Source organism: Chryseobacterium sp. ZHDP1 (assembly GCF_018603435.1).
Taxonomy (GTDB): Bacteria; Bacteroidota; Bacteroidia; order Flavobacteriales; family Weeksellaceae; genus Chryseobacterium; species Chryseobacterium indicum.
Genome location: NZ_CP075682.1, coordinates 4144478 through 4169247, shown reverse-complemented (window position 1 = coordinate 4169247; position 24770 = coordinate 4144478). Strand labels below are relative to the sequence as shown.

Here is a 24770-nt window from a genome sequence, read left to right as displayed (position 1 = left end):
TTTATTTTTTAATCAATTTGGCATTCGCCGTTTTGTCACTGGTTTTCACCACCACCAGATACGCCCCCTGAATCAAAGGCTGGGTATTGATCTTGGTGATCTTATTTTTTGTCTTTACCGTTTCAAGCTTTCTTCCGCCCATGTCGTACACCGCAATCTCGGCTTCAAACGCTCCTTCTCTCAAGCCCTCAAATCCAAGCTCCACATACACATAATCCGTTACCGGGTTCGGGTAGATCCTGATATCCTGCTTTTCGATCAGCTGGTCAACCTGTTTATCCCCAAGCTTTACGATCTTCCAGTTTTCTTTGCCTAACTCCTCTGCGCTGGTTCCTGCGAGTACAATCGATCCGTCACGGTTCAGCTTAATATCAGACAGTCTTTCCTCTTTTTTTCGGGATTCTCCTTTTACGTGCTTTCTCCACTGCTCATTTCCGTTCTGGTCCAGATACAGCATCCAGAAAGTCTCGTCATCATTTTCAATCCTGCCTTCCGCCTGTGTGTAACCGCCCAGCAGGATGCCTTTAGACTTCCCGCTTCCGTCTTCCTGCTTCCCGGCAATAACGCTCATCCCCATCAGAACATCGCGGTTTTTAAAGCTGTAGGATTTCTGCCAGAATTCTTCACCCCTTTCATCAATGGAGATCAACCAGAGGTCGGTACCCTCTTCAATACCTACTGATTTGTTTCCCGATCTTTCCGATCTGGATTCCCCTCCGATCAGGTAGCCTGTAGAAGTCAGTGCCAGTGTTCTTAGATGATCATCGCCTTTTCCTCCGAAATTCTTTTCCCATTCCACTTTTCCGTCTTTCGAAAGTTTCACGATCCAGTAATCGCCTTCGCCATAATTTTCTGTCTGCTTGGCTTTACTTCCAGCTTCTGCCTTCCCGCTTCCTACCAAAGCCCCGCTTCTCGAATAGATCCCTAATAAAGCTCCCCCGTCTTTGGTGGGAATCATTTTTTCCACTTCATCCAGACCTTTACCTCCTAAAACCAATTGGGATAGTTCCTTCCCGTTTTTATCCAGCCGTACTACCAGTACATCTTTGGAGCCGTAGCCTCTCATTTTTGGATCCTGAGCGGAGCCGAAGGATCCCGCTACAAAGAACCCCATATCCGTGGTCTGAATCACCGCCCGTGCTTCTTCATCCGCAGTACTGCCTATGGTTTTCTGCCATAATTCATCCCCAAATTCGTTGATTCTGATCAGCCAGAAATCCGACCCGCCTTTGGAATCGTCTTTTTTATCCAGCCCTTTCCCCGAATAGCTGGAACCTGCCAGAAGAAATCCTCCTTCCTGCGTGTTGACGGTTGCCGACAAAAAGTCATGGTTTTTCCCTGAGAAATATTTTTCCCAGACCTCTTCGCCCTGCTGGTTCAGTTTTACCAGATGGAAATCATAGCCGTTGTTCTGCTTTTGGCTGCCGGATGCTGGCTGATGGTTGTCAGAATGGATGCTGCTTCCGGTAATTAGATACTGCTGATCGATGGTCGTGGTGACCTGTGAAAGAAAGTCCTGCGTAGAGGACCGGATGTCTTTCTGCCAGACTACTTCCTGGGCATATACCCCCAGAATGCTGCACAGAGTGAACACACTCATGCTGAATTTTTTCATACTTAGTGTAATTTTAACGTTATTGTAAAGGTGAAATTAAGAATAGAACGGGTTAAAAAAATAAGGAAACCCTCATTCTTGAAAAATTATTCCGGATAGAATCTGCTCGAAAATCTTTTTTTGTATTCATGGTCTTTGTTTTTTTATTGGCTTTTGACAGCCTGTTTTTAGTTTTTTTTAAAAAATCAGAATCGTAAAAAGCTTTTAGTCTTTTTGTCTTCTGCAAAGTTACACCCCTGTAACGACAAAAGGTGTCGTTTTATTTTAAAGATGCAAAAATTTTTAAAAAGGTTGGAAATTAATCGAAAAAAAAGAAAGCGTGGAGCTTCCCATTTTCCCGTTATAATCCGGAAACGAAATTAGACAAAATATTTTTCAACGGCAAAGTTTATTTACTGTGCGCTTCGGCTTCGCTCAGCGCACGGTGGCAGGTTTGGGTACAATGATCTGTTTAAAATGGGGTGGCAATGATGTGTGCTTCGGCTCCGCTCAGCCTACAGTGGCAGGTTTTCGTTACAATGATTTGCTTAAAATGGGGTGGCAATGATGTGTGCTTCGGCTCCGCTCAGCCCACAGTGACAGGTTTGCGTTACAATGATTTGTTTAAATTGATGTAGTAATGATGTACGATTTGCAGAGCCGAAGCGGAAAATATCCGCATCAAAATTTTATCGGAGATAAAATCTTTGCGCCTTAATACATACAGCATGAAGTTGTTTAAAGTAAAAGAGTTTGCTCCTTTAGGAGCAGAATCTGTGTAGAAATAAGAATAAATCCGTCAGTCAATCCATAGGATTGATATCTTAAATACGATATATTTTCTAAAGATAGCGTTCCTACGGAACGCAGAACGTCTTGCGAATATGGTGTCTACACAGATAAAACTCTATAGAGTTTTCTACCATTTTACTTTAAACAACTTTTATGTTAAAAATCTTGCGCCTTTGCGATTGTAAACAATTTTGGGGATGGTTATTCAGGATGATGTTCGCTTCGGCTTCGCTCAGCGCACGGTGGTGGTTGATTGACAATGATTTGTTTAAAATGGTGTAGCATTGAAGTACGCTGAGCGAAGCCGAAGCGTACAATGAAGCAGAAATACTTTCATAAAATTCTTCCGGAATCCTTCGACTGCTGTTCGGTAATCCTTCGGAAAAAATCCCATTTTTCCGAAGCCGATCCGAAGAAGACCCGAACATGATCCGAAGAAATGGGTTTTCAAACCGGTCAAAACCGGTCAAAAGCAGTCAAAACCGGTCAGAATTTTTTATGATGGTGGAAAATGGACATTTCTGTGGTAATTTTACCCTGTTCATCAAAAAACAACATTCAAAAACAAGCAAAAAAACAGATTTCAGAAATTCAGCCATTCAAACAAATCAACCCATCAGCACGCAGAGCGAAACCGAAGCCCCCAACAACCAACAACCAACAACCAACAACCAACAACCAACAACCATCAATCATCAATCATCAACCATCAACCCTAAACCCTAAACCCTAAACCCTAAACCAACGCCCCCTCACTTTTACCATTAATTAACATTTTCCGCTCTTCCTTTCTTCAAAAGAAATGATTAAATTTGAGAATGAGTTTTGGAAAAGATTTATTAAAGAAAATAAAGGCTGCGGAATTGCCGGGCATCCATGCGCACGGTGTTTTCTCCCCTCCTTCCCGCCCCGTTTTTACGTATGAAGAGGTTTTGGCAAAAAATCCAAAATTTGCTGCCGTAAATATTGTTCTGTACCTGAAGAATGATGAATGGCATTTCCCATTAATTCAGAGAACCATTAATGAGCACGACCGCCACAGCGGACAGATCTCTTTACCGGGCGGAAAGCGTGAGGAAACGGATGAGGATTTTGCAGAAACTGCGGTGCGTGAGACGTCTGAAGAAATCGGCATTGAAAAACATTATGTACGGATGATTCGTGAAATGTCGCCTATCTACATACCGCCCAGCAACTTTTATGTGTATCCTTATATTTCGTATACCAAGAAAAATCCGGAATTTATTTTACAGCAGAGCGAGGCGGTGGAAGTAATCGAGTTTCCCATCACGTGCTTTCTCAATCTTCCGGATGAGCCGGAAATGATGGTTTTACCGAGCACGGCAGGAAATGAAGTCCCTGTTATAAATTTCAACGGATATATTATCTGGGGCGCTACCGCCATGATTCTGAGCGAATTCAGCCAGTTGCTGAAAAAAATGTAACTTTGCAATACCGTGTTTAATTGAGAGATGGCGAAGAAAAACATTTTCACCGACGCGTTCGGAACTCCTTATTTTTTAAAAAGGTTAATTATTTTTATTTTAGGAATTGTATCTTACAGAAGATTCAACGGCTTTAATAAACTGAAAATCACCGGAACTGAGCATCTTGTGGATCTTCCGGATTCCAATGTGCTGTTTGTATCCAACCATCAGACGTATTTCGCAGATGTGGCAGCGATGTATCATGCATTCTGCTCGGTGAACAATGGGTATCTGAACACCATTAAGAACCCGATCTATCTTTTAAATCCTAAAATTGATTTTTACTATGTAGCTGCCGAAGAAACCATGAATAAAGGGATTCTTCCTAAAATCTTTAAGATTGCAGGAGCGGTAACGGTAAAAAGAACTTGGAGAGCGGAAGGTAAAAACGTCAACCGGATGGTAGACATGAGTGAGGTGGATAACATCATGAAAGCCCTGGATAACGGCTGGGTAGCTACTTTTCCTCAGGGAACCACTGCTGCTTTTGCTCAGGGAAGAAGGGGTACGGCAAAACTGGTAAAAAACCAACGTCCTATTGTTATTCCTATTAAAATTAACGGATTCAGAAGGGCATTCGATAAAAAGGGACTTCGTGTAAAAGTAACAGGTGTAAAACCGACCATGGAGTTTAAAGCGCCTCTTGACATAGACTACGATAAAGAAAACGCGCAGCAGATTCTGCATAAAATCATGACGGCGATTGAGCAGACGGAGGATTTCAATGTCCTGCACAGTTATGATGAAGAATTAAAGGCTAAAAAATCAGAACAAAAAGAATCAGATAATTAGTGCCTGTTTAAATATTGCTAAATAAAAGTTTTACAGGTTTTTCTTAACTTTCTTAATTAAAAGAAACTTTGTTTATTCTTAAATTTAACATTAAGAAATCTTAGATTCGATGAAGTTAATGTAAGCTGGTTAAACTGATTCTAATTAAGAAATCAATACATTGATTTTTATTAAGTTTTTTAAGCTGGAGGAGCTTAACTCCTTAATGGTAAAAGTAAATTATAAATTTAAACATGCTCTTAAAGTAGAAAAAATTATGAAAAGAATATTAGGAATTTTATTCGCGATCATAGTATTAGTATCCTGCAACAGCCAGAAAGTGTATTCGGATTTCGACATCAGCTATTCGAAAAGCGGAGGATTTGCACCGATGTATGAAAACCTTCTGATTAAAGGAAATAACGCGCATTACTCTTTCGAAGGACAGGGAAAAAAATACAAACAGGATTTTAAAGTTACAGACGAAGATCTTAAAAAACTGAACACTACCCTTTCCCAGAACAATTTCAGAAGAATACAGGAAGACCACCAGAAGATCTATGACGGGATTGCCACAACGATCAACGTGAAAAAAGGCCCGAATGAAGGCAGCAAAACCGATGCAAGCTCTGTAATGCCGAACTATAAAACAAACTGGACGAACATTACCAATGCTTTTCAGGAGATCATTAATACTAATGTAAAAAAACCGTAAATACAGTTGAAAACTCATTTCATCGCGATCGGCGGAAGTGCAATGCACAATCTTGCCATTGCATTAAAAGATAAAGGATATGTAGTAACAGGTTCGGATGATGCGATCTTTGAACCTTCAAAATCACGTTTGGAAAAGAAAGGAATTCTTCCCGAAGAAATGGGATGGTTTCCGGAAAAGATCACTTCCGATATCGATGCCGTTATTCTCGGAATGCACGCACATCAGGATAATCCGGAACTGGCGAAAGCCAAAGAGCTTGGTCTGAAAATCTATTCTTATCCCGAATTTCTGTACGAACAGTCTAAAGATAAAACAAGAGTGGTTATTGCCGGCTCACACGGAAAAACGACGATTACTTCCATGATTCTCCATGTGCTGAATTTCCATCAGAAAGAAGTGGATTTCATGGTAGGAGCGCAGCTCGAAGGTTTCGACTGTATGGTGAAATTAAGCGAAAACAATGATTTTATGGTGTTGGAAGGGGATGAATATCTTTCCTCTCCTATCGATCTCCGTTCAAAATTTTTGCTCTATCAGCCGAATATTGCTTTGCTGAGCGGAATTGCATGGGATCACATCAACGTTTTCAAAACATTTGATGATTACGTGGAGCAGTTCAGAAAATTTGTGGCAAGCATTACAGCAGGCGGTGTTCTGGTGTACAATGAAGAAGATGCCGAAGTGGTAAAAGTAGTGGAAAGTGCTGAAAATTATTTCAGAAAAATTCCTTACAAAACCCCTGAATACGAAATTGTAAACGGTAAAGTTCACCTGAAAACAGAAATGGGCGATGTTCCGCTTTCAGTTTTCGGCGCACATAATTTACTGAATCTTGAAGGGGCAAGACACATCTGCCATACATTGGGAATCATGGATGAAGATTTCTATGAAGCGATCATGAGCTTTAAAGGAGCTTCGAAGCGTCTGGAAAAGGTGGAAAGAGAAGACAACGGAACATTGTATAAAGATTTTGCACATGCACCAAGCAAGGTAAAAGCAGCCGTAAAAGCATTCTGCGAACAGTTTAAAAACGAAAAGAAATACGGTTTTCTTGAGCTTCATACGTATTCCAGCTTAAACCCTGTTTTTCTGGAACAGTACGATCACGCAATGGACGGACTGGATGAAGCGATTGTTTTCTATTCTGAAGATGCCCTGAAAATCAAAAGAATGGAGCCGATTTCACCGGAACTGATCAAAGAAAAGTTTAAGAATGAAAATTTAAGAGTATTCACCAACGCGGAAGCGCTTCATGCGTACTGGAACACGCTGGATAAAACTGAAGGCGTTTATCTCATGATGAGTTCCGGAAATTTCGGAGGTCTCGATCTTACGAAATAACTGTACAGAATATAAAAATCAAACTCCTTTCAGACCGAAAGGAGTTTTTTATTTTATTGACTTACCCCTTTTTACTCATAAAGGCTTCGACAGGCTCAGCCTGACAATGTTTAATATTGCGGTTAGTATTCGGGATGTCACCCTGAGCTTGTCGAAGGGACACTATTATAAACCGCCTGCTCATTGTTGTTCTCCAATAATAATTAAAAGGATAAGTCGATTATTTTATTTGATTCTTTTATAAAAACGCCTCAATACATCTTTGGCTCCGTCGCCGTCGAAATCCTGAGTGCGGTCTTCTACCACCATATCAGATTCATTAAGCTTTGTGATGTAATACGGATACTTTTCCTGCCCTTCAAACCAGAATGTACTGTTTGCCTGATTAAACGTGTATTTTTGGGTGACAACATTTGCTTTTTCGCAGGTATTGTTGTTCTGCGCAAAAGAAATGGAGAAAAGATGGGTAGAAGTAAATTCGTAGGTGCTCATTTTCTGACATTCCGTTGAGAAAGAAACCAGAATCTGCTGATTTAAAGATTTGTAAATCTCGGTTTTTTCGACATACCATGTTCCGATAATGGAAGATTTATTGTCTGTGTTCTGATCTTCATCACTTCCGGTGCAGGAAATAACAGAGAGCAGAAGAAATGACATGAGTATTTTGTTCATATTGATAAAAAGTATTCTTGCTGTCTAATTTCTTAAACAGAGGTATTGTAAGTCCGCAAAAATAGATGAAATTCACGGCTTATACATGTTATGCCGAAAAAAATCAGATGTTTTTGTTTTTTAAAAATTTTTGAATATTCAGGAGCCCGGATTCAATATTTTTGTAATGGAAATCGCATCCGCAACTGTATCGATGCTGTAAATCTGCATCACTCCTTGTGTCGTAGCAGCCTGAGCCAAGATATTCTGCTGATTCTGAGCGCTTACTGCATTCTGAAAAAGTATGCCTGTAGAATGTGCCATAGCCTGATAAAGATTTCCCATTGCCACTGCAGGAGCCTCTCCTAAAACTTTTACATTAGCCTGAGTCACCGCATCGGTGATCTGATCATTAACTTTTGTATCCATAATTTTAGTTTTTAAGTATAATGGTAAAGTTAAATGATATTTTTTAATAAAAAAAGAAGCAATAAATAATTATTACTTCTTTTTGTTTACTTCTTACAAATGATATCATTGTAATTTTGATAAGGCTCTTCCATTACAAATTGTCTCGCAAAACTATATACAGTATCCTTATTTAAATTTTTTAAAAAATCCTCTCTCCAATTAAAGATATCATCTCTTAAAAAGTCTATATTAATTTTTAAAAAATCTTGAATAATATGTCTTTTAATTTCGCAACTGTACGAATATTTATTGCCGTTATCTTTATTTGCAGGAATAAAAATATTAATTAAATCTAATTGTTCAAAATCTCTAAAAGCTTTTATAGTATTTTCTAACAGCTTTTTATAAGCATAATATTCTGTTTCTGCATACCTTTCTTTGAAACAAATAATTCTATTAAAATAATCAGATTTTTCAGAATCAAAATATGCTGTGTTATGCTTATTTCTTTTTATAAATTCATATTTAGAAAGTTGCAAACCCTTTATATTTTGATTAAAAAAATAATCGACAGGAATATCTATTTTTCCAAACTCATTAAATTTTAAAATATCTAGTTTTATATTAGAAAATTTTATTCTGTTCTTTGATGCTTGTGAATATCCGTTATTTGTAATTAAAAAACCAAAATTTGCATTCACATCTTGGCTCATTCCTATAAAACTTTCAACTCCTTTCACATCAACATTCTTATTATAGAACTTACAGTCCACAATACCTAATATTCTTTTTCCAGCAATTGTTCCTCTAATAGAAAAATCAATTTGTCTTTCAGCTTTGCTATAAATACCTAAAATCGAATCATTAAACTCTATTTCACATTCTGGATAAGCTAGCTTTAGAGCTTCGTAAACCTCTATTTCGTACTTTTTCCACATAGAATATTAAATATCCGCTACCGATTTCAGCATTTTCTGCTCCCATTCCGGATCTTTCGGATCGAAGAATAATCTTTTTCCGGTGTCTAAAGAACGAACCACATTCATTTCATCTTCGGTTAATTCAAAATCAAAAACATTGAAGTTTTCTTCAATTCTGGAAGGGGTAACCGATTTAGGAATCACGCAGAATCCTTCCTGTAAATGCCATCTTAAAATTACCTGCGCCACCGTTTTTCCGTATTTTTCGCCGATTGATTTAAGATCCTGATTATCCAGTAATCCGGCGTTTCCGTTTCCAAGCGGACTCCATGGCTGCGTGATAATGTTATTTTCTCTGTTGTACACCTGAAGTTCTTTCTGCTGGAAAATCGGGTGCAGCTCGATCTGGTTGATGACAGGAAGTACCGTTGCATCCGCTTTTAGTTCTTCCATTTTATCCTCCGGAAAATTACAAACTCCGATTGCTTTTATTTTTCCTTCCTGATACAGTTCTTCCATCGCTTTCCACGCTCCTTTAAAATCAGAGTACGGCCAGTGAATAAGGTACATATCAAGATAATCCAGCTGCAGTCGGTCTAAAGTTCTCTGAAAAGCGCCTTTCGCCTGCTCATAAGAAGTATCCTGAACCCAAAGTTTTGAAGTAATGAATAATTCTTCACGGTCTGTTCCGCTGTTTTTAATCGCATTTCCTACTGCGGTTTCATTCTGGTAAATGGAAGCCGTGTCGATCATTCTGTAGCCGGTTTCAATGGCCTTGATCACCGCATTTTCACATTCCTGCATATCTTCCATCTGCCAAACCCCGAATCCTAAAGCCGGAATATCCACTCCGTTGTTCAGTGTAATTACAGGCTGTCCTGTGTATGTTTTCTTTTGCATACTTGTTATTTATCTATTTATAATTTGTTAAATCTCAATTTCTTTTCCCATCATCTTCCTGAAAAGTGTTTTGATATGATCGATCTCCGTCTGATAATTCGTTTTCTTCCGGCATCCGAAATACAGCGTGTTTTTCAATGGTTTTTCACCTTCCCAGATCAGTTGTACTTCTCCGTTTTCAATTTCCTTTTTGCAGAGAAAATCAGGAACCACCGCCAAACCCGTTCCACCTTTCAGACAACGCACAATTGAATTCAGGTTCGGAACGATATAATTGGGACGGAAGTTCGGTTTATGCCCGAAATTCAGGATCCAGAACTGAAAAAGATGCTCCATATCTCCCGCTGTTCCGTACCATTTTTCATTTTTCAGCCATTCTTCCGCGTGTTCGATTCCTTTTTCATTTAAAATAATTTCAAACTCCTCTTTATCAACCTCTTTTCCTCCCACAAGAATGATCTGTTCGGAAGAAAATGCTTCATGCTCAATATTCGGCGAAACTCCTTTTTTGGGAGTAATGATTAAATCTAAAATTCCTTTATCTAATTGATCGAGCATTTCGCGGTATTCTCCGAAACTGATGATCAGATTGAACGGCAGACTGGAAACATACTGCTCCAGCGTTGTCTGAAACGTTTCAAAACACATGCCGACACTGATGGTAGGCGTGAGTTTCTCTGTCGATTTCTGAAAGTTTTTTTCTACCTCTTCCAGTTTTGCCAGCGGTTCCGTAATCGCATTATACAAAACCTTTCCTCTTTCCGTCGGAATCATTCTCCTTCCGGTTCTGTCGAATAATTTATATCCGACATACGCTTCAAGCGAACTGAGATGCAGACTTACGCCCGGCTGCGAAATAAACAGGGTATCCGCAGCTTCGGTAAGCGTTCCTGTTTTATAGATTGCCTTAAAAGTTCTGTACCATTCTAAATTAACCATAGGTATTACTTTTATGATGCAAATGTACCTAAATAATCATGATTATGATATTTTCAGCATCAATGAAAGCGATAAAGGCGGTCTATATTTAAAATAAAAAACTGATAATCAATTACATATACTAATTATCATTTAAATAATACTTAGGTATAATTTTTATTATTTTTCTTATAGCAATTTAGCCAATACCTTTGTCCCTGTAAAATTTTAACAATCATAAAAGCAATGAAAAAAGTATTAATTATCAACGGAGGACAGAATTTCGGACATTCCGGAGGAAAATATAATCAGACCATCGCAGAGAACACTTTAGAAGTACTTAAGAACTTTGAAAATGTAGAAGTAAAGATCACTAACGTAGACGAAGGGTATGATAAAAATGAAGAAGTGGCAAAATTTGTGTGGGCAGATTATATTATTTATCACACTCCGATCTGGTGGTTCCAGTTACCGAACGGTCTTAAAAAATATATTGATGAAGTCTTCACCGCAGGACACGCCAAAGGAATTTATATGAGCGACGGAAGAAGCGCCGATAATCCAAAGATCAATTACGGAACGGGAGGAATGCTTGGTGGAAGAAAATATATGGTAACCACAAGCTGGAATGCGCCTGCAACAGCATTTACGCTACCGGGAGAATTTTTTAATGAAACCAGTGTAGACAATGGACCGTTATTTGGATTCCACCGGATGAATGCTTTCGTTTCTCTTGAAAAATTAGAAAGTTTCCACTTCCATGACGTCGAAAAAAATGCTGATGTAGAAAGAGATATGAAGCTGTACAGAGAGCATCTTACCGAAGTTTTTGAAAAAGAATTAAAACCCCAGCTGGCGTAATGAAGATTTATTTAACCGCAGTTATTAAAGCCAGAGAAGAATATAGAGCCGAAGTTCTGGAAGTTCTTCAGAATATGGTGAAAGAGACGGTGAAAGAGGAAGCCAACGAACTTTATACGCTTCACCAGGGAATTGAAGATAAAAACCAGTTTATATTTTATGAAATCTGGAAAAACGAGGAAGGTTTAGCAAAACATAACGAGCAGCCTTACATCAAAGCTTTTGGAGAATTAGTGAATGAAAAGCTTCAGGAGCAACCACAGATTTATTTAACAGAAATTATTTAAAACACTATTAAACAACTGAATTTCAACAGTCTATTTAACAGTAAATATCAGCATGAAAAAATTAATATTACTCGTCCTTGTCATCTTTATGGCAGGATTTATGCAGGCACAAACCAAAAAGTTTAAAAATATGGAAAAGAAAATTTTGTTCGTCATTACCAGTCATGGAACAAAAGGCGACACCGGTGAAAAAACAGGATATTATCTGGGGGAAGTGGCTCATCCATGGGAAGTTCTTCACAAAGCAGGATATGAAATAGATTTTGTAAGCCCGAAAGGCGGAACTTCTCCGGTAGACGGATTTGATCTGAAAGATCCTGTAAATAAAGAATTCTGGGAAAACGAAAAGTATAAAAACAAGATCGATCATTCCATGAAACCATCGGAAGTGAATCCGGAAGACTATAAAGCAATATTTTATGCGGGAGGTCATGGTGCGATGTGGGATTTTGCAGACAACACCGAACTGGCTTCCATCGCTTCTCAAATTTATGAAAACGGCGGTGTGGTTGCAGCAGTCTGCCACGGTCCGGCAGGTTTGGTCAACATCAGACTGAATAACGGTAAATATCTGGTTGACGGTAAAAAGATCAATTCTTTCACTAACGAAGAAGAAGCTGAAGTGAAATTAACCAACGTGGTTCCTTTCCTTCTGGAAGATAAGCTGAAAGAAAGAGGCGCAAAATTCGAAAAATCCGGACTTTGGCAGGTTCATGCAGTGAGCGACCAGAGGGTAATTACCGGACAGAATCCTCAGTCTGCAAAAAGTGTAGGCGAAGAAATTCTAAAGGAATTGAAAAAATAAACAGAATAGTTTAAACAAATTCAGAATAAACCGCACAAGGGACAAAAGATAATGATAAAGCGAATTTCCAGAATAATCAAAGTGCTCAAAAGAATAAAAATCAAAGATTTTTAAAAACTATTGTGACCTTTTTTTTATTTATAATCACCAACTTTTAAATAAAAGTTCAGTTGATCTTTTTTGACTTTTGCGGTTAAATAAAAAGTTTAAACAGATTTAATAATGAAAAGAGCTTTTCAGATATGGAAAGCTCTTTTGTTTTTTACTATTTGCATTAAAATCTATTTTCCGATCGGCATATGGGTAGAAATGGCAATTCTGTTCCACATATTAATCACAATACCTGCCATAATAATATCTGAAATCTGGGTTTCATCAAAAAGTTCTTTTGCCTTCTGATAGGTTTCTTCGGTTAATCCTTTCTCACTGATTAACGTAATTTCTTCCGCTATCATCAAAATAACCTGTTCTTCCTCCGTGTAAAGTTCTTTTGCATCTCTCCACGCATTCAGCAGGAAAATTCTTTGCGGTGTTTCGCCGTATTTCAATGCATCTTTCGTATGCATATCCAGACAGAAAGCACATCCGTTGATCTGCGAAGCTCTGATTTTGATTAATTCTTTCTGAATCGGACTTAAAAAGCTGTTCTGAAGAGAAGTTTCCATGCCTATTCCCGCTTTGTATGCCGCAGGATGAACGGTTGTCCAGTTGAATCTTGCACTCATAATATTTTGGTTTAAATTTCTGAGACAAAGTTCCGGTTTGATGTCTGTAAAAAACTTAAACTGGTTTAAGAACGTAATTTCGCCCTGATTTCGCTTAAATATTCCGGAGTAAAGCCTAAAAAAGAAGCCACTAAATATTGCGGAATTCTCTGGATAAACCACGGATATTGGGTACTGAAATGCACATACAGTTCTTCGCGTGAAAATTCATAAAGATAACGGATGCGTCTTTCTGAAGCGGCATACGCTCTCTGGTAGATCATCCTGAAATACCGCTCCATAACGGGATGCTTTTTCAGCAGTTCTTCCTGATCTTTTAAATCAATTTTTAAAATGTGTGATTTCTCGACCGACTGGATTGAAAAATTGGAGACAGATTGTCTTTCATACGCAAAAGTATCGGTGATCCACCAGTTTTCAATTGCAAATTCCGTAGTCTGCTCCACTCCTTTTTCATTGATGAAAAATTTTCTCAGACAGCCTTTTACCACGAAATACATCGACCGGCAGATTTCTCCTTCGGTCATCAGATTCTGTTTCTTCTTACTATCCATCGGCTGAAAAAATGAATGAATGGAAGAAAATTCATCATCGGTTACCGAAATAAATTTTTCCAAATGCTGCCTGAAAGTTTCCATTTTTTTTTGAAAATTGTATAACCAAACTTAACTTTATTTTTTTAGTTTTACAAAACAAAAACGTAAATTATGGAAATTGTAGCTAAAATACTCATCGCCGCTGTTGCCCTCGAACACCTTTATATTCTCTGGATGGAAATGTTTGCCTGGGAAACCAAAGGAAAAGAAGTTTTCAAGGCAGCTTTGCCTCCCGAAATGTTTAAACCGACCAAAGGTTTAGCCGCCAATCAGGGACTCTACAACGGTTTTCTTGCTGCCGGACTCATCTGGTCATTCTTCATCGAAGATCCGAAATGGCAGACGAATATCGCTTTATTTTTCTTAGGATGTGTTGCCGTTGCCGGAATTTATGGTGCTATTTCTGCCACGAAGAAAATATTTTTTGTTCAGGCGTTACCGGCAATTCTGGCGATTGCTGCGGTGCTTTTAAAATAAAACCTCTCCCCCGATTTTATAACCCTTCATCATTTTGAAGTAAAAAATTTCCTCTCTATTAAAATAGATGAGGAATATTTGTATTGGTAACCTTCTGCTGTACGCTGAGCGGAGCCGAAGCGTACTGTAAGAAGACTCCTTATTTCCTCTCTAATAAAATATTTGTATTGGTGACCTTTCGTACGCTGAGCGGAGCCGAAGCGTAACGTAGAAATCTACAGCTTCCAATCAATCTGCTAAACAAAATCATTTGTTCAAAACCTTTTTGAGTTTCTTCTTTAATCCTTCAGGTGTAAACAATCCTTCATGATATTCAATCAAATTTCCATATTTATCCAAAATAATCCACAAAGGATAAACCGGCTGACTTTTATTCTTTGATAAAGCCAGAGCCAGCTCATGAATTCCCGAGTTTCCGTTAGACAGATAATGGTATTCTTTTCCTAAAAAACGGATGTTCTGTTTTGTTTTTTCGGCTTCAAAATTGATAATATAGAAATGCTGATTGATGAGTTCAACCAGTTCTTTATCCTTATTTAAATTGAATTTCTCGATTTTACAGACACTGCACCAATCTGTATAAAGATGAATAATGATTGGTTTAGGATCTTCCTTCTGCTGAATTTCCAAATCCGAAAAAGTGCCGGTTTTCATCTGCGAAAGACAAAAACACGGCATCAACATTAAAAATAAAAATATCGTTAGGCTTTTCATTTTATATATGTTTTTTCTTATAAAAATCTTTTAAACGCAAAGTTTTAATTTTTTCTATTTCATATAAGTGAGCAAAGATGGATCAACAGGTTGATTTGATGAAGCTTTTCCTTACGCTTCGTGAAGCAAATTTATTTGCCTTTGCTTTCTAAAAATATTCTTGTTCATTAGAAAAATCTTTGCGTTAAAATTCACAACTATTTTAAAGTATATTTCACTCCCAAAAAACCTCTTATTTTCTGCATCGGCGCATATCCGTACGTCGTATCAAAAGTATAATGATAAGGATTGCTTAACGGATCATTTACATTTTTATCAAACGGATCAAAAGGTCGCATCAACGGATCTTTCGGAGTAAAATTGAAAAGATTTTTTATTCCGCAGTACACTTCAAATCCCGATTTAAAACTCTTCGAAACCTGAATATTCGCCAAAGTATACAACGGAGAATATTCCGGTCGGTAATCATTCGGTAAAACCGGCAGCCGCATCGGTCCGTAAAACTGTCCTGTAAAATCGACTGTCAGATTATTTTTAAACTTATAACTCAGATTATAAGTCCCGCTCCATTTCGGGGCATGAAGCTGCTGCGATTTTTCATTTTCCCCATCAAACTTCTGATAAACATCCAGATACGTCACTCCCAGATTAACACTCAAAGGAAGATCAAAAGTATAATCCAGATTTAAAGAAGCTCCTCTCGAAATTCCGTACCCCTGAAGATTATCATAAATAATTTTCGCAGGATCGGTATCAAAATCTCCGACAATTTTGTTGCTGAAATACGTATAAAATGCAGAAGCATCCAAATTAATCAATTGATCTCCAGCCGGAATTTTCCAAACATAGTTTATATTTCCGTTGATAGATCTTTCAGGCTTTAAATTTGACTGAATCACCACTTCACGCGAACCCGTTAATGCAGCGTGATCTTCAGTAAACAAATTCACCACACGGAAACCTGTTCCGAAATTGAATCGTACAGTATGATAAGGATTCGGCGAAAATTTCCATGCAAAACGCGGAGAATGTACGGCATGATGAATTTTGTCATAATCCAGTCTGTACCCCAACAGCAACGTATTTTTTTCATTAATTTCCCACTGATCCTGAATAAAAGCTCCAACAATCGGCGACCTCATTGGTTCATTCATCAATCCGTCCGCAGACAATGTTCCCGGCGTATTGTCATCATAATACGTCTTTTTAAACGTAATCCCCAGAATCAAATCATGATTTCCGAATTTTTTATCCCAATATGTCTGGGTAAAAGCCACTTTCTGATTCGCCAGAAAAGGATTACTGCCGTAAAAAGAATTCTGGTCATGAAAATTAAAGGAAAACTGAGTAATGATATTCTCTTTTAAAGGCCATTGATAAACCCCGAAAGCTTCTACTCTATTCGTATAAATACTCTCTCCGTATACTTCATTGCTTCCCCGATAGGATGTATTCCACTGCATTTCTCCGCCAAAGCGGTCTTCATATAAATATCTCAGAGCAAAACTCCCCAATCGGCTCTCCTTCCTCCGGAAATTCCATTTATTAAAAACTGAAATTCTGTTCTGCAAAGCTCCATCCGTAAAATTGTCTTTATTGTAATCGAATCTTTTTGTATAGTTGAAATAGTTCATGCTCAACAGCGAAGCGACATTCTTTCCCAAATTAAATTTCGTGGAAAGGTCAATATTATTTTCACTCCATGTTGTCGTCATGAGATCGACACTTAATTTGGGTGCAGTCAAAGCATTTTTAGTAATAATATTAATGACTCCGCCCATTGCTTCGGAGCCGTAAATAGAAGAAGCTGGACCTTTTACTACCTCAATTCTGTCAACCAGACTGTTGGGAATTCCGCTCAGTCCGTAAACGGTGGACAGCGAACTGACAATCGGCATTCCGTCAATTAAAATCATCGTGTAAGGACCTTCCAGTCCGTTAATGTGAATATCTCCTGTGTTGCAGACGGAACAATTTAACTGAGGCTTTACTCCATTGACCATAGAAATGGCTTCAAAAATGCTCGGCGTCGGATTTTTCTGAAAAAACTTCTGCGAATAAATTTCAACATTTACAGGACTTTTCGATTTGCTGATAGGTTTTATCGTTCCTGTAATCACCACATCATCAATATTTTTTGTTTTGATTTTTGGATTTGAAACTTTTGCAGAATCGTGCTCTTTCGACCCATTCAAAGCCAGACTGTCCGTTTCCTGTGAAAAGCAGAAACCCGAAAAGAAGATTGCAGAAAATAATATTCGCCTCATGAAATTATAATTGTTAGACAAAGCTAACAATTATTTTCTAACCACAAAACTCAACTGAAAAATATTATTAAATTGAATTCATGAAAAAGTGTTAAATTTGAGAATCAACATATAAAAGTAAAATGAGATATCATCAGTCGGGAAATATTCCCCAGAAAAGACACACGATTTTTAAATCTCCTGAAGATAAATTTTACTATGAACAGCTTTTCGGGACGGAAGGTTTTCATGGAATTTCTTCTTTATTGTACCACATTCACCGTCCTACGCAGATAAAATCCATCGGCGAACCGAAGGACGTAGCTCCGAAAATTGTTATTGATAAAAACGTAACGCCAAGAATGTTTAAGGGAATGAATGTAACTCCCGAAGACGATTTTCTGGACAGCCGTAAGTTCCTAATGGTGAACAACGACCTGAAAATGGGATTGTCGAAGCCAAGAAAATCAATGGATTATTTTTATAAAAATGCCGAGTGCGATGAACTTTTATACGCGCACAGCGGAAGCGGAATTTTAAAAACTTTTGTGGGAAATCTTGAATTTTCTGTAGGGGACTATTTAATTATTCCGAGAGGAACCATTTATCAGGTGGAACTGCATTCTGATGATACGGTTTTCTTCATTCTGGAAAGCCATTCTCCAATCTACACTCCGAAAAGATACAGAAACGAATTCGGACAGTTGCTGGAACATTCTCCTTTCTGCGAAAGGGACATCATCACTCCTACCTTTGTGGAACCGAAAGACGAAAAAGGAGAATTTTTAATTAAAGTAAAAAAGGAAAACCAGATTACAGACTTCATCTACGCAACGCATCCGTTTGATGTTGTAGGATGGGACGGTTATTTTTATCCTTACAAATTCAATATCAAAAACTTTGAGCCGATTACGGGAAGAATTCATCAACCGCCTCCGGTTCACCAGACTTTCGAAGCTCATAATTTCGTAGTCTGCTCGTTCTGTGCAAGAATGTACGATTATCATCCACAAGCCATTCCGGCTCCTTACAACCACTCAAATATCGATTCGGATGAGGTTTTATTTTATACGGAAGGCGATTTCATGAGCCGAAACCATATCGATTTAATGGATTTCACGCTTCACCCGGGAGGAATTGTTCACGGACCGCATCCGGGAGCTATGGAAAGAAGTATCGGTAAAAAATTCACGGAAGAATATGCTGTAATGGTAGATCCTTTCAGACCTTTGAAAATTACGGAAGAAGCTTTAAAAGTGGAAGATCCTTCTTACAAAACTTCATGGCTGGAAAGCGAAGACAATCATCTTGAAGACCGTTCTCAGGAATAATAAAGCTTTTTGCGACTGGCTTCCGGCTTTTAGCACTGAAATTATTATCAAAATATATTGAGGACTGAATATTAATATTTCAGTCCTTTTTTTTTGAATCAATTTAATTAAAACATGATAAAAATCTTCGAATAATAAGACTAAGTAAAAACAATATGAACTATCTTTAAGACTAAGAAAAATTCATAAAAAATTTCAATATGCAAAATTACATCAGCGCAGAAGAAGCTATTTATACCATTAAAAGCGGAAACCGTGTATTTTTTCACGGAAGCGCCTGTACTCCCAATTACTTAATCGACGAACTAGCGAGGCAATCCCATCGTTTGGATAATGTAGAAATGGTTTCCATTACCCAGCAGGGAAATGTGGAAATTGCAAAACCTGAGTACAAAGACAAATTTTTCGTTAATTCTTTATTTGTTTCGTCTCCTGTACGCGATGCAGTGAATTCCGACAGAGGAGATTTTGTTCCCGTATTTCTAAGTGAAATTCCTATTCTTTTCAGAAAAAATATATTACCGCTTGATGTTGCTTTAATTACTGTTTCACCGCCCGACAGACATGGTTTCTGTACATTGGGAACCTCCGTGGATGTTGCAAGAGCTGCGGTGGATACCGCAAAAATACTTGTCGCAGTTGTGAATCCTTTAATGCCGAGAACGCATGGCGACGGAATGATCCACATCAGCAGAATTCATAAGCTTGTATGGCATGAAGAAGAACTTCCAACCGTAGATTACGGGGCAAAAGTAGGTCCTGAAGAAATGCTGGTCGGTAAAAATGTTGCGGAATTAATTGACGATAAATCCACCCTGCAAATGGGAATAGGAACCATTCCGGATGCGGTTCTGAAATGTCTTCACAATCATAAAGATCTGGGAGTACATACCGAAATGCTGAGTGACGGTGTAATAGATCTGATCCAGAATGATGTCATCAACAATAAATATAAAGGCTACAACGACAATAAAACCATTACCAGTTTCTGTTTTGGCACAAGAAAACTGTATGATTACGTGGACGATAACACGGTATTTTCATTTGATGATGTGAGTACGGTGAATTTCCCGATCAATATCATGAGAAATAATAAAATGGTTGCTATCAATTCTGCCATTGAAATTGATCTTACCGGACAGGTTTGTGCAGATTCTATCGGAACGATGCAGTACAGCGGAATCGGAGGGCAGATGGACTTTATGAGAGGAGCCGCATTGAGCGAAGACGGAAAACCGATCATCGCCATTACTTCGAGAACCAAAAAAGGAGTGTCCAGAATTGTTCCTTTCCTGAAACAGGGAGCCGGAGTGGTAACCACAAGAGGACATATTCATTGGGTGGTAACGGAGTACGGAACCGCTTATCTTTACGGAAAAAATTTAAGGCAGAGAGCTCAGGAATTAATCAGTATTGCGCATCCCGATGACAGGGAAATGCTGGAAAAAGCTGCCTATGAAAGGTTTAAGCATTAATATTCTCTATATTTTAAGAGCTTATTTTTCTTTCTGCCAGTCAAAAAAACAGTCTGCGATTTAACATAATGAAATAGTTAAAAAAAAATCAGTCAATTGGCAGTATATTTGCAAAAAAGCTTTTAAAAACAGGAAATTGAAAACGATATATAATTCGATAAGAGAAGAGGTTGTTAAGCATCCCAAAGTGAAAAATTCAGTTCTGGGGAATGTGCAGGAATGGAAGCGAAGCCATTATATTATCCTTTCTGAAATCATTAAAGATGAACTTTCTGAAGCAGAAGAACTTAAAGGCGGAAAAAAATTTGAAATAGGCAATACCATTTCCCACGTTACCCTTCAGCGTTTTTTCGAGAATGATTATCAGGATAAAACGCACAATGATCTCAGATTTTTAAAAACACTGGATAAGATATGTATTTTTCTGGGATACAAAGATTTAAATGCTTACATACAGTTTATAAAAGAAAAGAGACAGGGAGATGATGAAGACAACAGTCAGAAATTCTTTCGGATGGTGTGCGACTACTGCGCTACCGTTTTTGAATTTTACAAGCAGTTTCCTCAGCATAAGACAGAGCTCTTCACAGATCTGGTATTCAATGAATCGCCCTTTATGGAAAGAGCCTCACATTTCAGCAAAGAATTGTGTGAAAGAGATTTTCATCTGGTAACGAAAAATAACCGTTCGAATTATGAAGTATTTGACATCCATATTGTGACAGATGAACCGGACAAAAAAATTCTGGAATCTCAGGAATTCTGGAACCTGCTTTTTAAAGTAGGAGCAACAGGTGAAGAACATTTTGTCAACCAGCTGAATACACAGATTTATTTTATAAGAAAAATAGACAATGTGTGGAAAATATGGGATAATTATAACCCGGATGCAGGAAGATTAAACAATCTAAAATAAAGAAAGCCGCAGGAAAAACCTGCGGCTTCATTTTTCGAAATATTTTTTTTTCACTTGTTAGTAATACAAATCTATACATATTATTAGCAGAATAATAAACTTAAATATACTTAAATGAACTTTTCTTTACGATTATGTTAAATCAACCTAACGATTGTTTGTTAATATTTTTCGTATTAGTAAGAAATTCGTAATTTGCATTCCCATAAATATAAAAGTAAAAATAGAAATATGTCAACACTTACATTTGCCGAAAAAATTGCTCAGGCTGAAAATTTTTTACCGATCAATGGTACAGATTACATTGAGTTTTATGTAGGAAATGCTAAACAGGCTGCACATTATTATAAAACCGCTTTTGGTTTTCAGTCTGTTGCATACGCTGGTCCTGAAACTGGAGTAAGAGATCGTGCTTCTTATGTTCTTCAGCAGGGAAAAATCAGATTGGTACTTACCACAGGGCTTAAATCTGATTCTCCAATTAATGAGCACGTAAAAAAACACGGTGATGGAGTGAAAATTTTGGCTCTTTGGGTAGATGATGCCTATTCTGCATTTGAAGAAACTACAAAAAGAGGCGGAAAACCTTACCTTGAGCCGGTAACGTTAACAGACGAAAACGGTGAGGTAAGAATGTCCGGAATTTATACTTACGGAGAAACCGTTCATATGTTTATCGAAAGAAAAAATTATAACGGACCTTTCATGCCGGGTTACGAAAAGTGGGAAAGCGATTACAAGCCTGAAGACGCAGGTTTATTGTATGTAGACCACTGCGTAGGAAACGTAGACTGGGACAGAATGATTCCAACGGTAGAATGGTATGAAAAAGTAATGGGATTTGTAAACATTCTTTCTTTTGATGACAAGCAGATTAATACAGAATATTCTGCTTTGATGTCTAAAGTAATGTCCAATGGAAACGGTTACGCAAAATTCCCGATCAACGAACCTGCAGAAGGGAAGAAAAAATCTCAGGTAGAAGAATATCTGGACTTCTACGAAGGTGAAGGAGTACAGCACATTGCGGTAGCTACAAAAGACATTATCCATACCGTAACTGAACTTAAAAAACGTGGGGTAGAATTTTTATCTGCGCCGCCTGAAGCCTATTATGACATGGTTCCTGAAAGAGTGGGACACATCGACGAAGATATTAAGAAACTTCAGGAGCTTGGTATCCTTATTGATCATGATGAAGAAGGATATCTGCTTCAGATCTTTACAAAACCTGTAGAAGACCGCCCTACTCTATTCTTTGAAATTATTGAAAGACACGGAGCGCAAAGCTTCGGAGCAGGAAACTTCAAAGCATTATTCGAAGCATTGGAAAGAGAACAGGAAAGAAGAGGAAATCTTTAATTTTATAGTAACAGTGAGTTTTGTCAGGATGAACAGTCTTGACAAAACTTTTTTATAAAAAACACATTAATATGAAAAAATTTTTAATTGGAATGTTATTTTTAGGAGCGAGCTTTGGGCTAAAAGCTCAGTATGGTTCGCTGAATGATATTCTTACAAGACTTGAGGAAAGAAAGGGAGTCAACCAGAATCTGGAAGCGGTAAATATTGACAACAAAAAGTTTATTTTCATCAACGATGAAGCAGACCATACCGAAAGGGATTTTATTGTCATTAAAGGAAACAAAGCGACTTATGTAGAGGTTTTTGATGATAAAGCTACTGGAGAAAGCAGTTCAAATGTTTTTTCAGGGGATATTGTAAGAAACAGAAAGAACATCATTTCTTTAAGAGCTGATCTTCTGGAAAACAAAAAAGTTCCGATCCCCGTTACCAAAACGCTGCTTTTAACAAGACAGGACAATATTCTGTACCTGATTGACGTGAATACAAAAGCACGTTGGATTGACGAAGAATCTTTTTCTAAAGTTAAAAACAAAACCAAATCTAAAAAGTAATATTTAAACAAATATTACAACCAAAAATTCTAACGGATTTATATAAAGTCCAAACTAAATTCTAAAATTATGAAATCATTTGTAGAATATTCATCAGATTCAGATTTTTCTATTCATAATATTCCGTTTGGTGTAGCGGTTTTCAACAAAGAATACATCGGGTGCTGTACAAGAATCGGTGATCAGATCATAGATCTGGCAACGTTGTACGATTTAGGGTATTTCGAAGAAATTGAAGGCTTTGGCGATAACGTTTTCGAAGCCTATACCTTAAATGAGTTCATCGAGCTTGGAAAGCCCGTAACAAATGCCGTTCGTTTAAAAATTCAGGAATTATTACAGGAAGGTTCTACTTTGTCAAAAGACGAAAAAACCATTGAAGAAGCTTTCTATGAGCTGGATCAGGTTAAAATGATGATGCCGGTTCATATTCCGAATTACACAGATTTTTACAGCAGCATCGAACATGCAACCAACGTGGGAAAAATGTTCAGAGATCCTGCAAATGCACTGCTTCCTAACTGGAAACATCTTCCGGTAGGTTATCACGGAAGAGCTTCCTCTATCGTCGTTTCAGGAACGGAAATCAACCGTCCGAAAGGTCAGATGAAACCTGTAGATGTGGAAAAGCCAATTTTCGGACCTTGCAAACAACTGGATTTTGAACTGGAAATGGCATTCATCATCAATAAAAATACCGAAATGGGCGAAAGTATCTCAACCAAAGATGCTGAAGACGCGATTTTCGGAATGGTGGTTTTCAACGACTGGTCGGCAAGAGATATTCAGTCTTGGGAGTATGTTCCGCTGGGACCATTTTTAGCTAAAAATTTCGGTTCCTCTATTTCGCCGTGGGTGGTTACTCTGGAAGCTTTAGAGCCATTCAGAACCGCTTCTCCTACACAGGATCCTGAAGTTTTGGATTATCTGAAATTTGAAGGAGATAAAAATTACGATATCAATCTTGAAGTCTATCTTCAGCCTGAAAACGGAGAGCAAAACCTGATCTGCGAAAGCAACTACAAGCATATGTACTGGAACATGACGCAGCAACTGGCTCATCACACCGTAAACGGCTGTAACGTGGAAGTCGGAGATCTGTATGCAAGCGGAACTATTTCAGGAAGCGATCCGAAATCTTTCGGTTCCATGCTGGAATTAACATGGAGAGGTCAGAATCCGATTCAGTTAAACAACGGAGAAGAAAGAAAATTCATCAACGATAACGATACCGTAACCATGAAAGCCTGGGCTGAAAAAGACGGGGTAAGAGTTGGTTTTGGAGAGGTTTCTGGCAAAATTATTCCTGCTGTTTAAATATAAAATTTATAGATAATTTTTGACACATAAGTCACAAAGAAGTTTTTATCTGCATAAGAGAACACATTAGTTTGAAAATCTATCGATTTTCATTGAATTAGGCAAAACACAATTATGGAACTTACTAAGAAATACATCAATGAGCTTACGTATAAGATAATTGGCGCATGTATAGAAGTTCATAAAATTGTTGGTCCGGGTCTTTATGAAGAAATATATCATAAATGTTTAGAAAGAGAATTTGATTTGCTTGGCATAAAGTATAAAAGTGAACTTGAAATTCCATTAATCTATAAAGGTTTAAAGATTGACTGTAAGGTTAAATGTGATTTTCTAATTGAAAATGCTATAGTATTGGAAATAAAATCCGTTACAGAATTTCATAATATTCACAGAGCGCAAACAATGAATTATATGAATTTGCTTAAAGTTTCAAAATCAATTCTTGTAAATTTTAATGTTTATAATCTTTATCATGAAGGAACGGAAACATTTGTAAATAAAGACTTTGAAAATCTGTTATAAATGAAAATCTATAGATTTTCAAACTAATGTGTACTAAATATTTTCAATATTTTGAACTTTAAACTTATGT

Annotated in this window: 26 protein-coding genes; 16 read left to right on the top strand and 10 right to left on the bottom strand. The window is 37.7% G+C overall.

Translation table 11 applies throughout. The features are described 5' to 3' along the window. Position 1 precedes the first annotated feature (1 nt). Positions 2-1615 (bottom strand): T9SS type A sorting domain-containing protein, encoded by a 1614-nt coding sequence (locus tag KKI44_RS19335; RefSeq protein WP_214588795.1) that lies wholly within the window; start codon positions 1613-1615, stop codon positions 2-4. A gap of 1197 nt (positions 1616-2812) precedes the next feature. Here KKI44_RS19335 and KKI44_RS19330 point away from each other — a divergent pair. The 5 genes from KKI44_RS19330 (at position 2813) to KKI44_RS19310 (ending at position 6703) form a co-directional block, all read left to right on the top strand. Then, the gene (locus KKI44_RS19330) at positions 2813-3112 is read left to right on the top strand and encodes a hypothetical protein (RefSeq protein WP_214588794.1); all 300 of its coding nucleotides are present in this window, start codon (positions 2813-2815) and stop codon (positions 3110-3112) included. A gap of 92 nt (positions 3113-3204) precedes the next feature. Then, a complete protein-coding gene (locus KKI44_RS19325; RefSeq protein WP_214588793.1) occupies positions 3205-3831 on the top strand; it encodes an NUDIX hydrolase in 627 nt (208 codons plus the stop codon). 27 nt (positions 3832-3858) lie between these two features. Beyond that, positions 3859-4665 carry a lysophospholipid acyltransferase family protein gene (locus KKI44_RS19320; RefSeq protein ID WP_214588792.1) on the top strand — a complete coding sequence of 269 codons (807 nt, stop codon included), beginning with the start codon at positions 3859-3861 and terminating at the stop codon, positions 4663-4665. A gap of 256 nt (positions 4666-4921) precedes the next feature. After that, positions 4922-5359, top strand: coding sequence for a hypothetical protein (locus tag KKI44_RS19315; protein ID WP_214588791.1), 438 nt, complete (start codon positions 4922-4924; stop codon positions 5357-5359). A 6-nt stretch (positions 5360-5365) separates the two neighbouring features. After that, positions 5366-6703, top strand: a complete 1338-nt coding sequence (locus KKI44_RS19310) for a UDP-N-acetylmuramate--L-alanine ligase (protein ID WP_214588790.1) — start codon at positions 5366-5368, stop codon at positions 6701-6703. A 225-nt stretch (positions 6704-6928) separates the two neighbouring features. Here the strand turns inward: KKI44_RS19310 and KKI44_RS19305 are convergent, their stop codons facing one another. From KKI44_RS19305 to KKI44_RS19285, 5 genes are all read right to left on the bottom strand, one after another. Further along, on the bottom strand, positions 6929-7375 hold the full coding sequence (locus KKI44_RS19305; protein WP_214588789.1) for a lipocalin family protein: 447 nt from the start codon (positions 7373-7375) through the stop codon (positions 6929-6931). Positions 7376-7513: 138 nt separating this feature from the next. Next, the gene (locus KKI44_RS19300; protein WP_214588788.1) at positions 7514-7783 is read right to left on the bottom strand and encodes a RebB family R body protein; all 270 of its coding nucleotides are present in this window, start codon (positions 7781-7783) and stop codon (positions 7514-7516) included. An 86-nt stretch (positions 7784-7869) separates the two neighbouring features. Then, positions 7870-8703, bottom strand: a complete 834-nt coding sequence (locus tag KKI44_RS19295; RefSeq protein WP_214588787.1) for a restriction endonuclease — start codon at positions 8701-8703, stop codon at positions 7870-7872. 6 nt (positions 8704-8709) lie between these two features. Beyond that, positions 8710-9585: an aldo/keto reductase gene (locus tag KKI44_RS19290; RefSeq protein WP_214588786.1), complete on the bottom strand. Its 876-nt coding sequence runs from the start codon at positions 9583-9585 to the stop codon at positions 8710-8712. Positions 9586-9612: 27 nt separating this feature from the next. After that, entirely contained in the window at positions 9613-10524 is a 912-nt protein-coding gene (locus KKI44_RS19285) for a LysR family transcriptional regulator (RefSeq protein ID WP_214588785.1), read from the bottom strand. Between the two features lie 225 nt (positions 10525-10749). Here KKI44_RS19285 and KKI44_RS19280 point away from each other — a divergent pair, with 225 nt between their 5' ends. The 3 genes from KKI44_RS19280 to KKI44_RS19270 are packed head-to-tail and all read left to right on the top strand — an operon-like array spanning position 10750 to position 12456. Then, positions 10750-11364, top strand: coding sequence for an NAD(P)H-dependent oxidoreductase (locus tag KKI44_RS19280; RefSeq protein ID WP_214588784.1), 615 nt, complete (start codon positions 10750-10752; stop codon positions 11362-11364). Beyond that, the gene (locus KKI44_RS19275; RefSeq protein WP_214588783.1) at positions 11364-11651 is read left to right on the top strand and encodes a putative quinol monooxygenase; all 288 of its coding nucleotides are present in this window, start codon (positions 11364-11366) and stop codon (positions 11649-11651) included. Before KKI44_RS19280 ends, KKI44_RS19275 begins: the two co-directional genes overlap by 1 nt. A gap of 52 nt (positions 11652-11703) precedes the next feature. Continuing rightward, entirely contained in the window at positions 11704-12456 is a 753-nt protein-coding gene (locus KKI44_RS19270; RefSeq protein WP_214588782.1) for a type 1 glutamine amidotransferase domain-containing protein, read from the top strand. A gap of 281 nt (positions 12457-12737) precedes the next feature. Here KKI44_RS19270 and KKI44_RS19265 read toward each other — a convergent pair whose 3' ends face one another. Both KKI44_RS19265 and KKI44_RS19260 read right to left on the bottom strand, forming a co-directional pair. After that, positions 12738-13181 carry a carboxymuconolactone decarboxylase family protein gene (locus KKI44_RS19265; protein WP_214588781.1) on the bottom strand — a complete coding sequence of 148 codons (444 nt, stop codon included), beginning with the start codon at positions 13179-13181 and terminating at the stop codon, positions 12738-12740. A 65-nt stretch (positions 13182-13246) separates the two neighbouring features. Next, entirely contained in the window at positions 13247-13819 is a 573-nt protein-coding gene (locus tag KKI44_RS19260; RefSeq protein ID WP_214588780.1) for a Crp/Fnr family transcriptional regulator, read from the bottom strand. A gap of 69 nt (positions 13820-13888) precedes the next feature. Between KKI44_RS19260 and KKI44_RS19255 the strand changes: the two genes are divergently transcribed. After that, positions 13889-14254 carry a DUF1304 domain-containing protein gene (locus tag KKI44_RS19255; protein ID WP_076395792.1) on the top strand — a complete coding sequence of 122 codons (366 nt, stop codon included), beginning with the start codon at positions 13889-13891 and terminating at the stop codon, positions 14252-14254. Positions 14255-14500: 246 nt separating this feature from the next. On the opposite strand, the gene KKI44_RS19250 is transcribed toward KKI44_RS19255, so the two are convergent. After that, positions 14501-14968, bottom strand: coding sequence for a thioredoxin family protein (locus tag KKI44_RS19250; protein WP_214588779.1), 468 nt, complete (start codon positions 14966-14968; stop codon positions 14501-14503). Between the two features lie 197 nt (positions 14969-15165). After that, positions 15166-17235, bottom strand: coding sequence for a TonB-dependent receptor plug domain-containing protein (locus KKI44_RS19245; RefSeq protein ID WP_214588778.1), 2070 nt, complete (start codon positions 17233-17235; stop codon positions 15166-15168). A gap of 122 nt (positions 17236-17357) precedes the next feature. On the opposite strand from KKI44_RS19245, the gene KKI44_RS19240 reads away from it, so the two are divergent. From KKI44_RS19240 to KKI44_RS19210, 7 genes are all read left to right on the top strand, one after another. Then, positions 17358-18545 carry a homogentisate 1,2-dioxygenase gene (locus KKI44_RS19240; protein WP_214588777.1) on the top strand — a complete coding sequence of 396 codons (1188 nt, stop codon included), beginning with the start codon at positions 17358-17360 and terminating at the stop codon, positions 18543-18545. A 200-nt stretch (positions 18546-18745) separates the two neighbouring features. Continuing rightward, positions 18746-20020 carry an acetyl-CoA hydrolase/transferase family protein gene (locus KKI44_RS19235; protein ID WP_214588776.1) on the top strand — a complete coding sequence of 425 codons (1275 nt, stop codon included), beginning with the start codon at positions 18746-18748 and terminating at the stop codon, positions 20018-20020. A 136-nt stretch (positions 20021-20156) separates the two neighbouring features. Further along, positions 20157-20936, top strand: a complete 780-nt coding sequence (locus KKI44_RS19230; protein WP_214588775.1) for a hypothetical protein — start codon at positions 20157-20159, stop codon at positions 20934-20936. Between the two features lie 231 nt (positions 20937-21167). Next, entirely contained in the window at positions 21168-22298 is a 1131-nt protein-coding gene (gene hppD, locus KKI44_RS19225) for a 4-hydroxyphenylpyruvate dioxygenase (protein WP_214588774.1), read from the top strand. Positions 22299-22369: 71 nt separating this feature from the next. After that, positions 22370-22855 (top strand): hypothetical protein, encoded by a 486-nt coding sequence (locus KKI44_RS19220; RefSeq protein WP_214588773.1) that lies wholly within the window; start codon positions 22370-22372, stop codon positions 22853-22855. A gap of 69 nt (positions 22856-22924) precedes the next feature. Beyond that, positions 22925-24172 carry a fumarylacetoacetase gene (gene fahA / locus KKI44_RS19215; RefSeq protein WP_214588772.1) on the top strand — a complete coding sequence of 416 codons (1248 nt, stop codon included), beginning with the start codon at positions 22925-22927 and terminating at the stop codon, positions 24170-24172. 117 nt (positions 24173-24289) lie between these two features. Next, complete coding sequence (locus KKI44_RS19210) at positions 24290-24700, top strand: GxxExxY protein (protein WP_214588771.1); 411 nt, start codon at positions 24290-24292, stop codon at positions 24698-24700. The last annotated feature ends 70 nt before the right edge of the window (positions 24701-24770 follow it).

Bases quoted from the DNA above. Each gene is read 5' to 3' on its own strand.
- KKI44_RS19335 (WP_214588795.1), bottom strand. From the start codon at position 1,615: ATGAAAAAATTCAGCATGAGTGTGTTCACTCTGTGCAGCATTCTGGGG.
- KKI44_RS19330 (WP_214588794.1), top strand. From the start codon at position 2,813: ATGATCCGAAGAAATGGGTTTTCAAACCGGTCAAAACCGGTCAAAAGC.
- KKI44_RS19325 (WP_214588793.1), top strand. From the start codon at position 3,205: ATGAGTTTTGGAAAAGATTTATTAAAGAAAATAAAGGCTGCGGAATTG.
- KKI44_RS19320 (WP_214588792.1), top strand. From the start codon at position 3,859: ATGGCGAAGAAAAACATTTTCACCGACGCGTTCGGAACTCCTTATTTT.
- KKI44_RS19315 (WP_214588791.1), top strand. From the start codon at position 4,922: ATGAAAAGAATATTAGGAATTTTATTCGCGATCATAGTATTAGTATCC.
- KKI44_RS19305 (WP_214588789.1), bottom strand. From the start codon at position 7,375: ATGAACAAAATACTCATGTCATTTCTTCTGCTCTCTGTTATTTCCTGC.
- KKI44_RS19300 (WP_214588788.1), bottom strand. From the start codon at position 7,783: ATGGATACAAAAGTTAATGATCAGATCACCGATGCGGTGACTCAGGCT.
- KKI44_RS19295 (WP_214588787.1), bottom strand. From the start codon at position 8,703: ATGTGGAAAAAGTACGAAATAGAGGTTTACGAAGCTCTAAAGCTAGCT.
- KKI44_RS19290 (WP_214588786.1), bottom strand. From the start codon at position 9,585: ATGCAAAAGAAAACATACACAGGACAGCCTGTAATTACACTGAACAAC.
- KKI44_RS19285 (WP_214588785.1), bottom strand. From the start codon at position 10,524: ATGGTTAATTTAGAATGGTACAGAACTTTTAAGGCAATCTATAAAACA.
- KKI44_RS19280 (WP_214588784.1), top strand. From the start codon at position 10,750: ATGAAAAAAGTATTAATTATCAACGGAGGACAGAATTTCGGACATTCC.
- KKI44_RS19275 (WP_214588783.1), top strand. From the start codon at position 11,364: ATGAAGATTTATTTAACCGCAGTTATTAAAGCCAGAGAAGAATATAGA.
- KKI44_RS19270 (WP_214588782.1), top strand. From the start codon at position 11,704: ATGAAAAAATTAATATTACTCGTCCTTGTCATCTTTATGGCAGGATTT.
- KKI44_RS19265 (WP_214588781.1), bottom strand. From the start codon at position 13,181: ATGAGTGCAAGATTCAACTGGACAACCGTTCATCCTGCGGCATACAAA.
- KKI44_RS19260 (WP_214588780.1), bottom strand. From the start codon at position 13,819: ATGGAAACTTTCAGGCAGCATTTGGAAAAATTTATTTCGGTAACCGAT.
- KKI44_RS19255 (WP_076395792.1), top strand. From the start codon at position 13,889: ATGGAAATTGTAGCTAAAATACTCATCGCCGCTGTTGCCCTCGAACAC.
- KKI44_RS19250 (WP_214588779.1), bottom strand. From the start codon at position 14,968: ATGAAAAGCCTAACGATATTTTTATTTTTAATGTTGATGCCGTGTTTT.
- KKI44_RS19245 (WP_214588778.1), bottom strand. From the start codon at position 17,235: ATGAGGCGAATATTATTTTCTGCAATCTTCTTTTCGGGTTTCTGCTTT.
- KKI44_RS19240 (WP_214588777.1), top strand. From the start codon at position 17,358: ATGAGATATCATCAGTCGGGAAATATTCCCCAGAAAAGACACACGATT.
- KKI44_RS19235 (WP_214588776.1), top strand. From the start codon at position 18,746: ATGCAAAATTACATCAGCGCAGAAGAAGCTATTTATACCATTAAAAGC.
- hppD (WP_214588774.1), top strand. From the start codon at position 21,168: ATGTCAACACTTACATTTGCCGAAAAAATTGCTCAGGCTGAAAATTTT.
- KKI44_RS19220 (WP_214588773.1), top strand. From the start codon at position 22,370: ATGAAAAAATTTTTAATTGGAATGTTATTTTTAGGAGCGAGCTTTGGG.
- fahA (WP_214588772.1), top strand. From the start codon at position 22,925: ATGAAATCATTTGTAGAATATTCATCAGATTCAGATTTTTCTATTCAT.
- KKI44_RS19210 (WP_214588771.1), top strand. From the start codon at position 24,290: ATGGAACTTACTAAGAAATACATCAATGAGCTTACGTATAAGATAATT.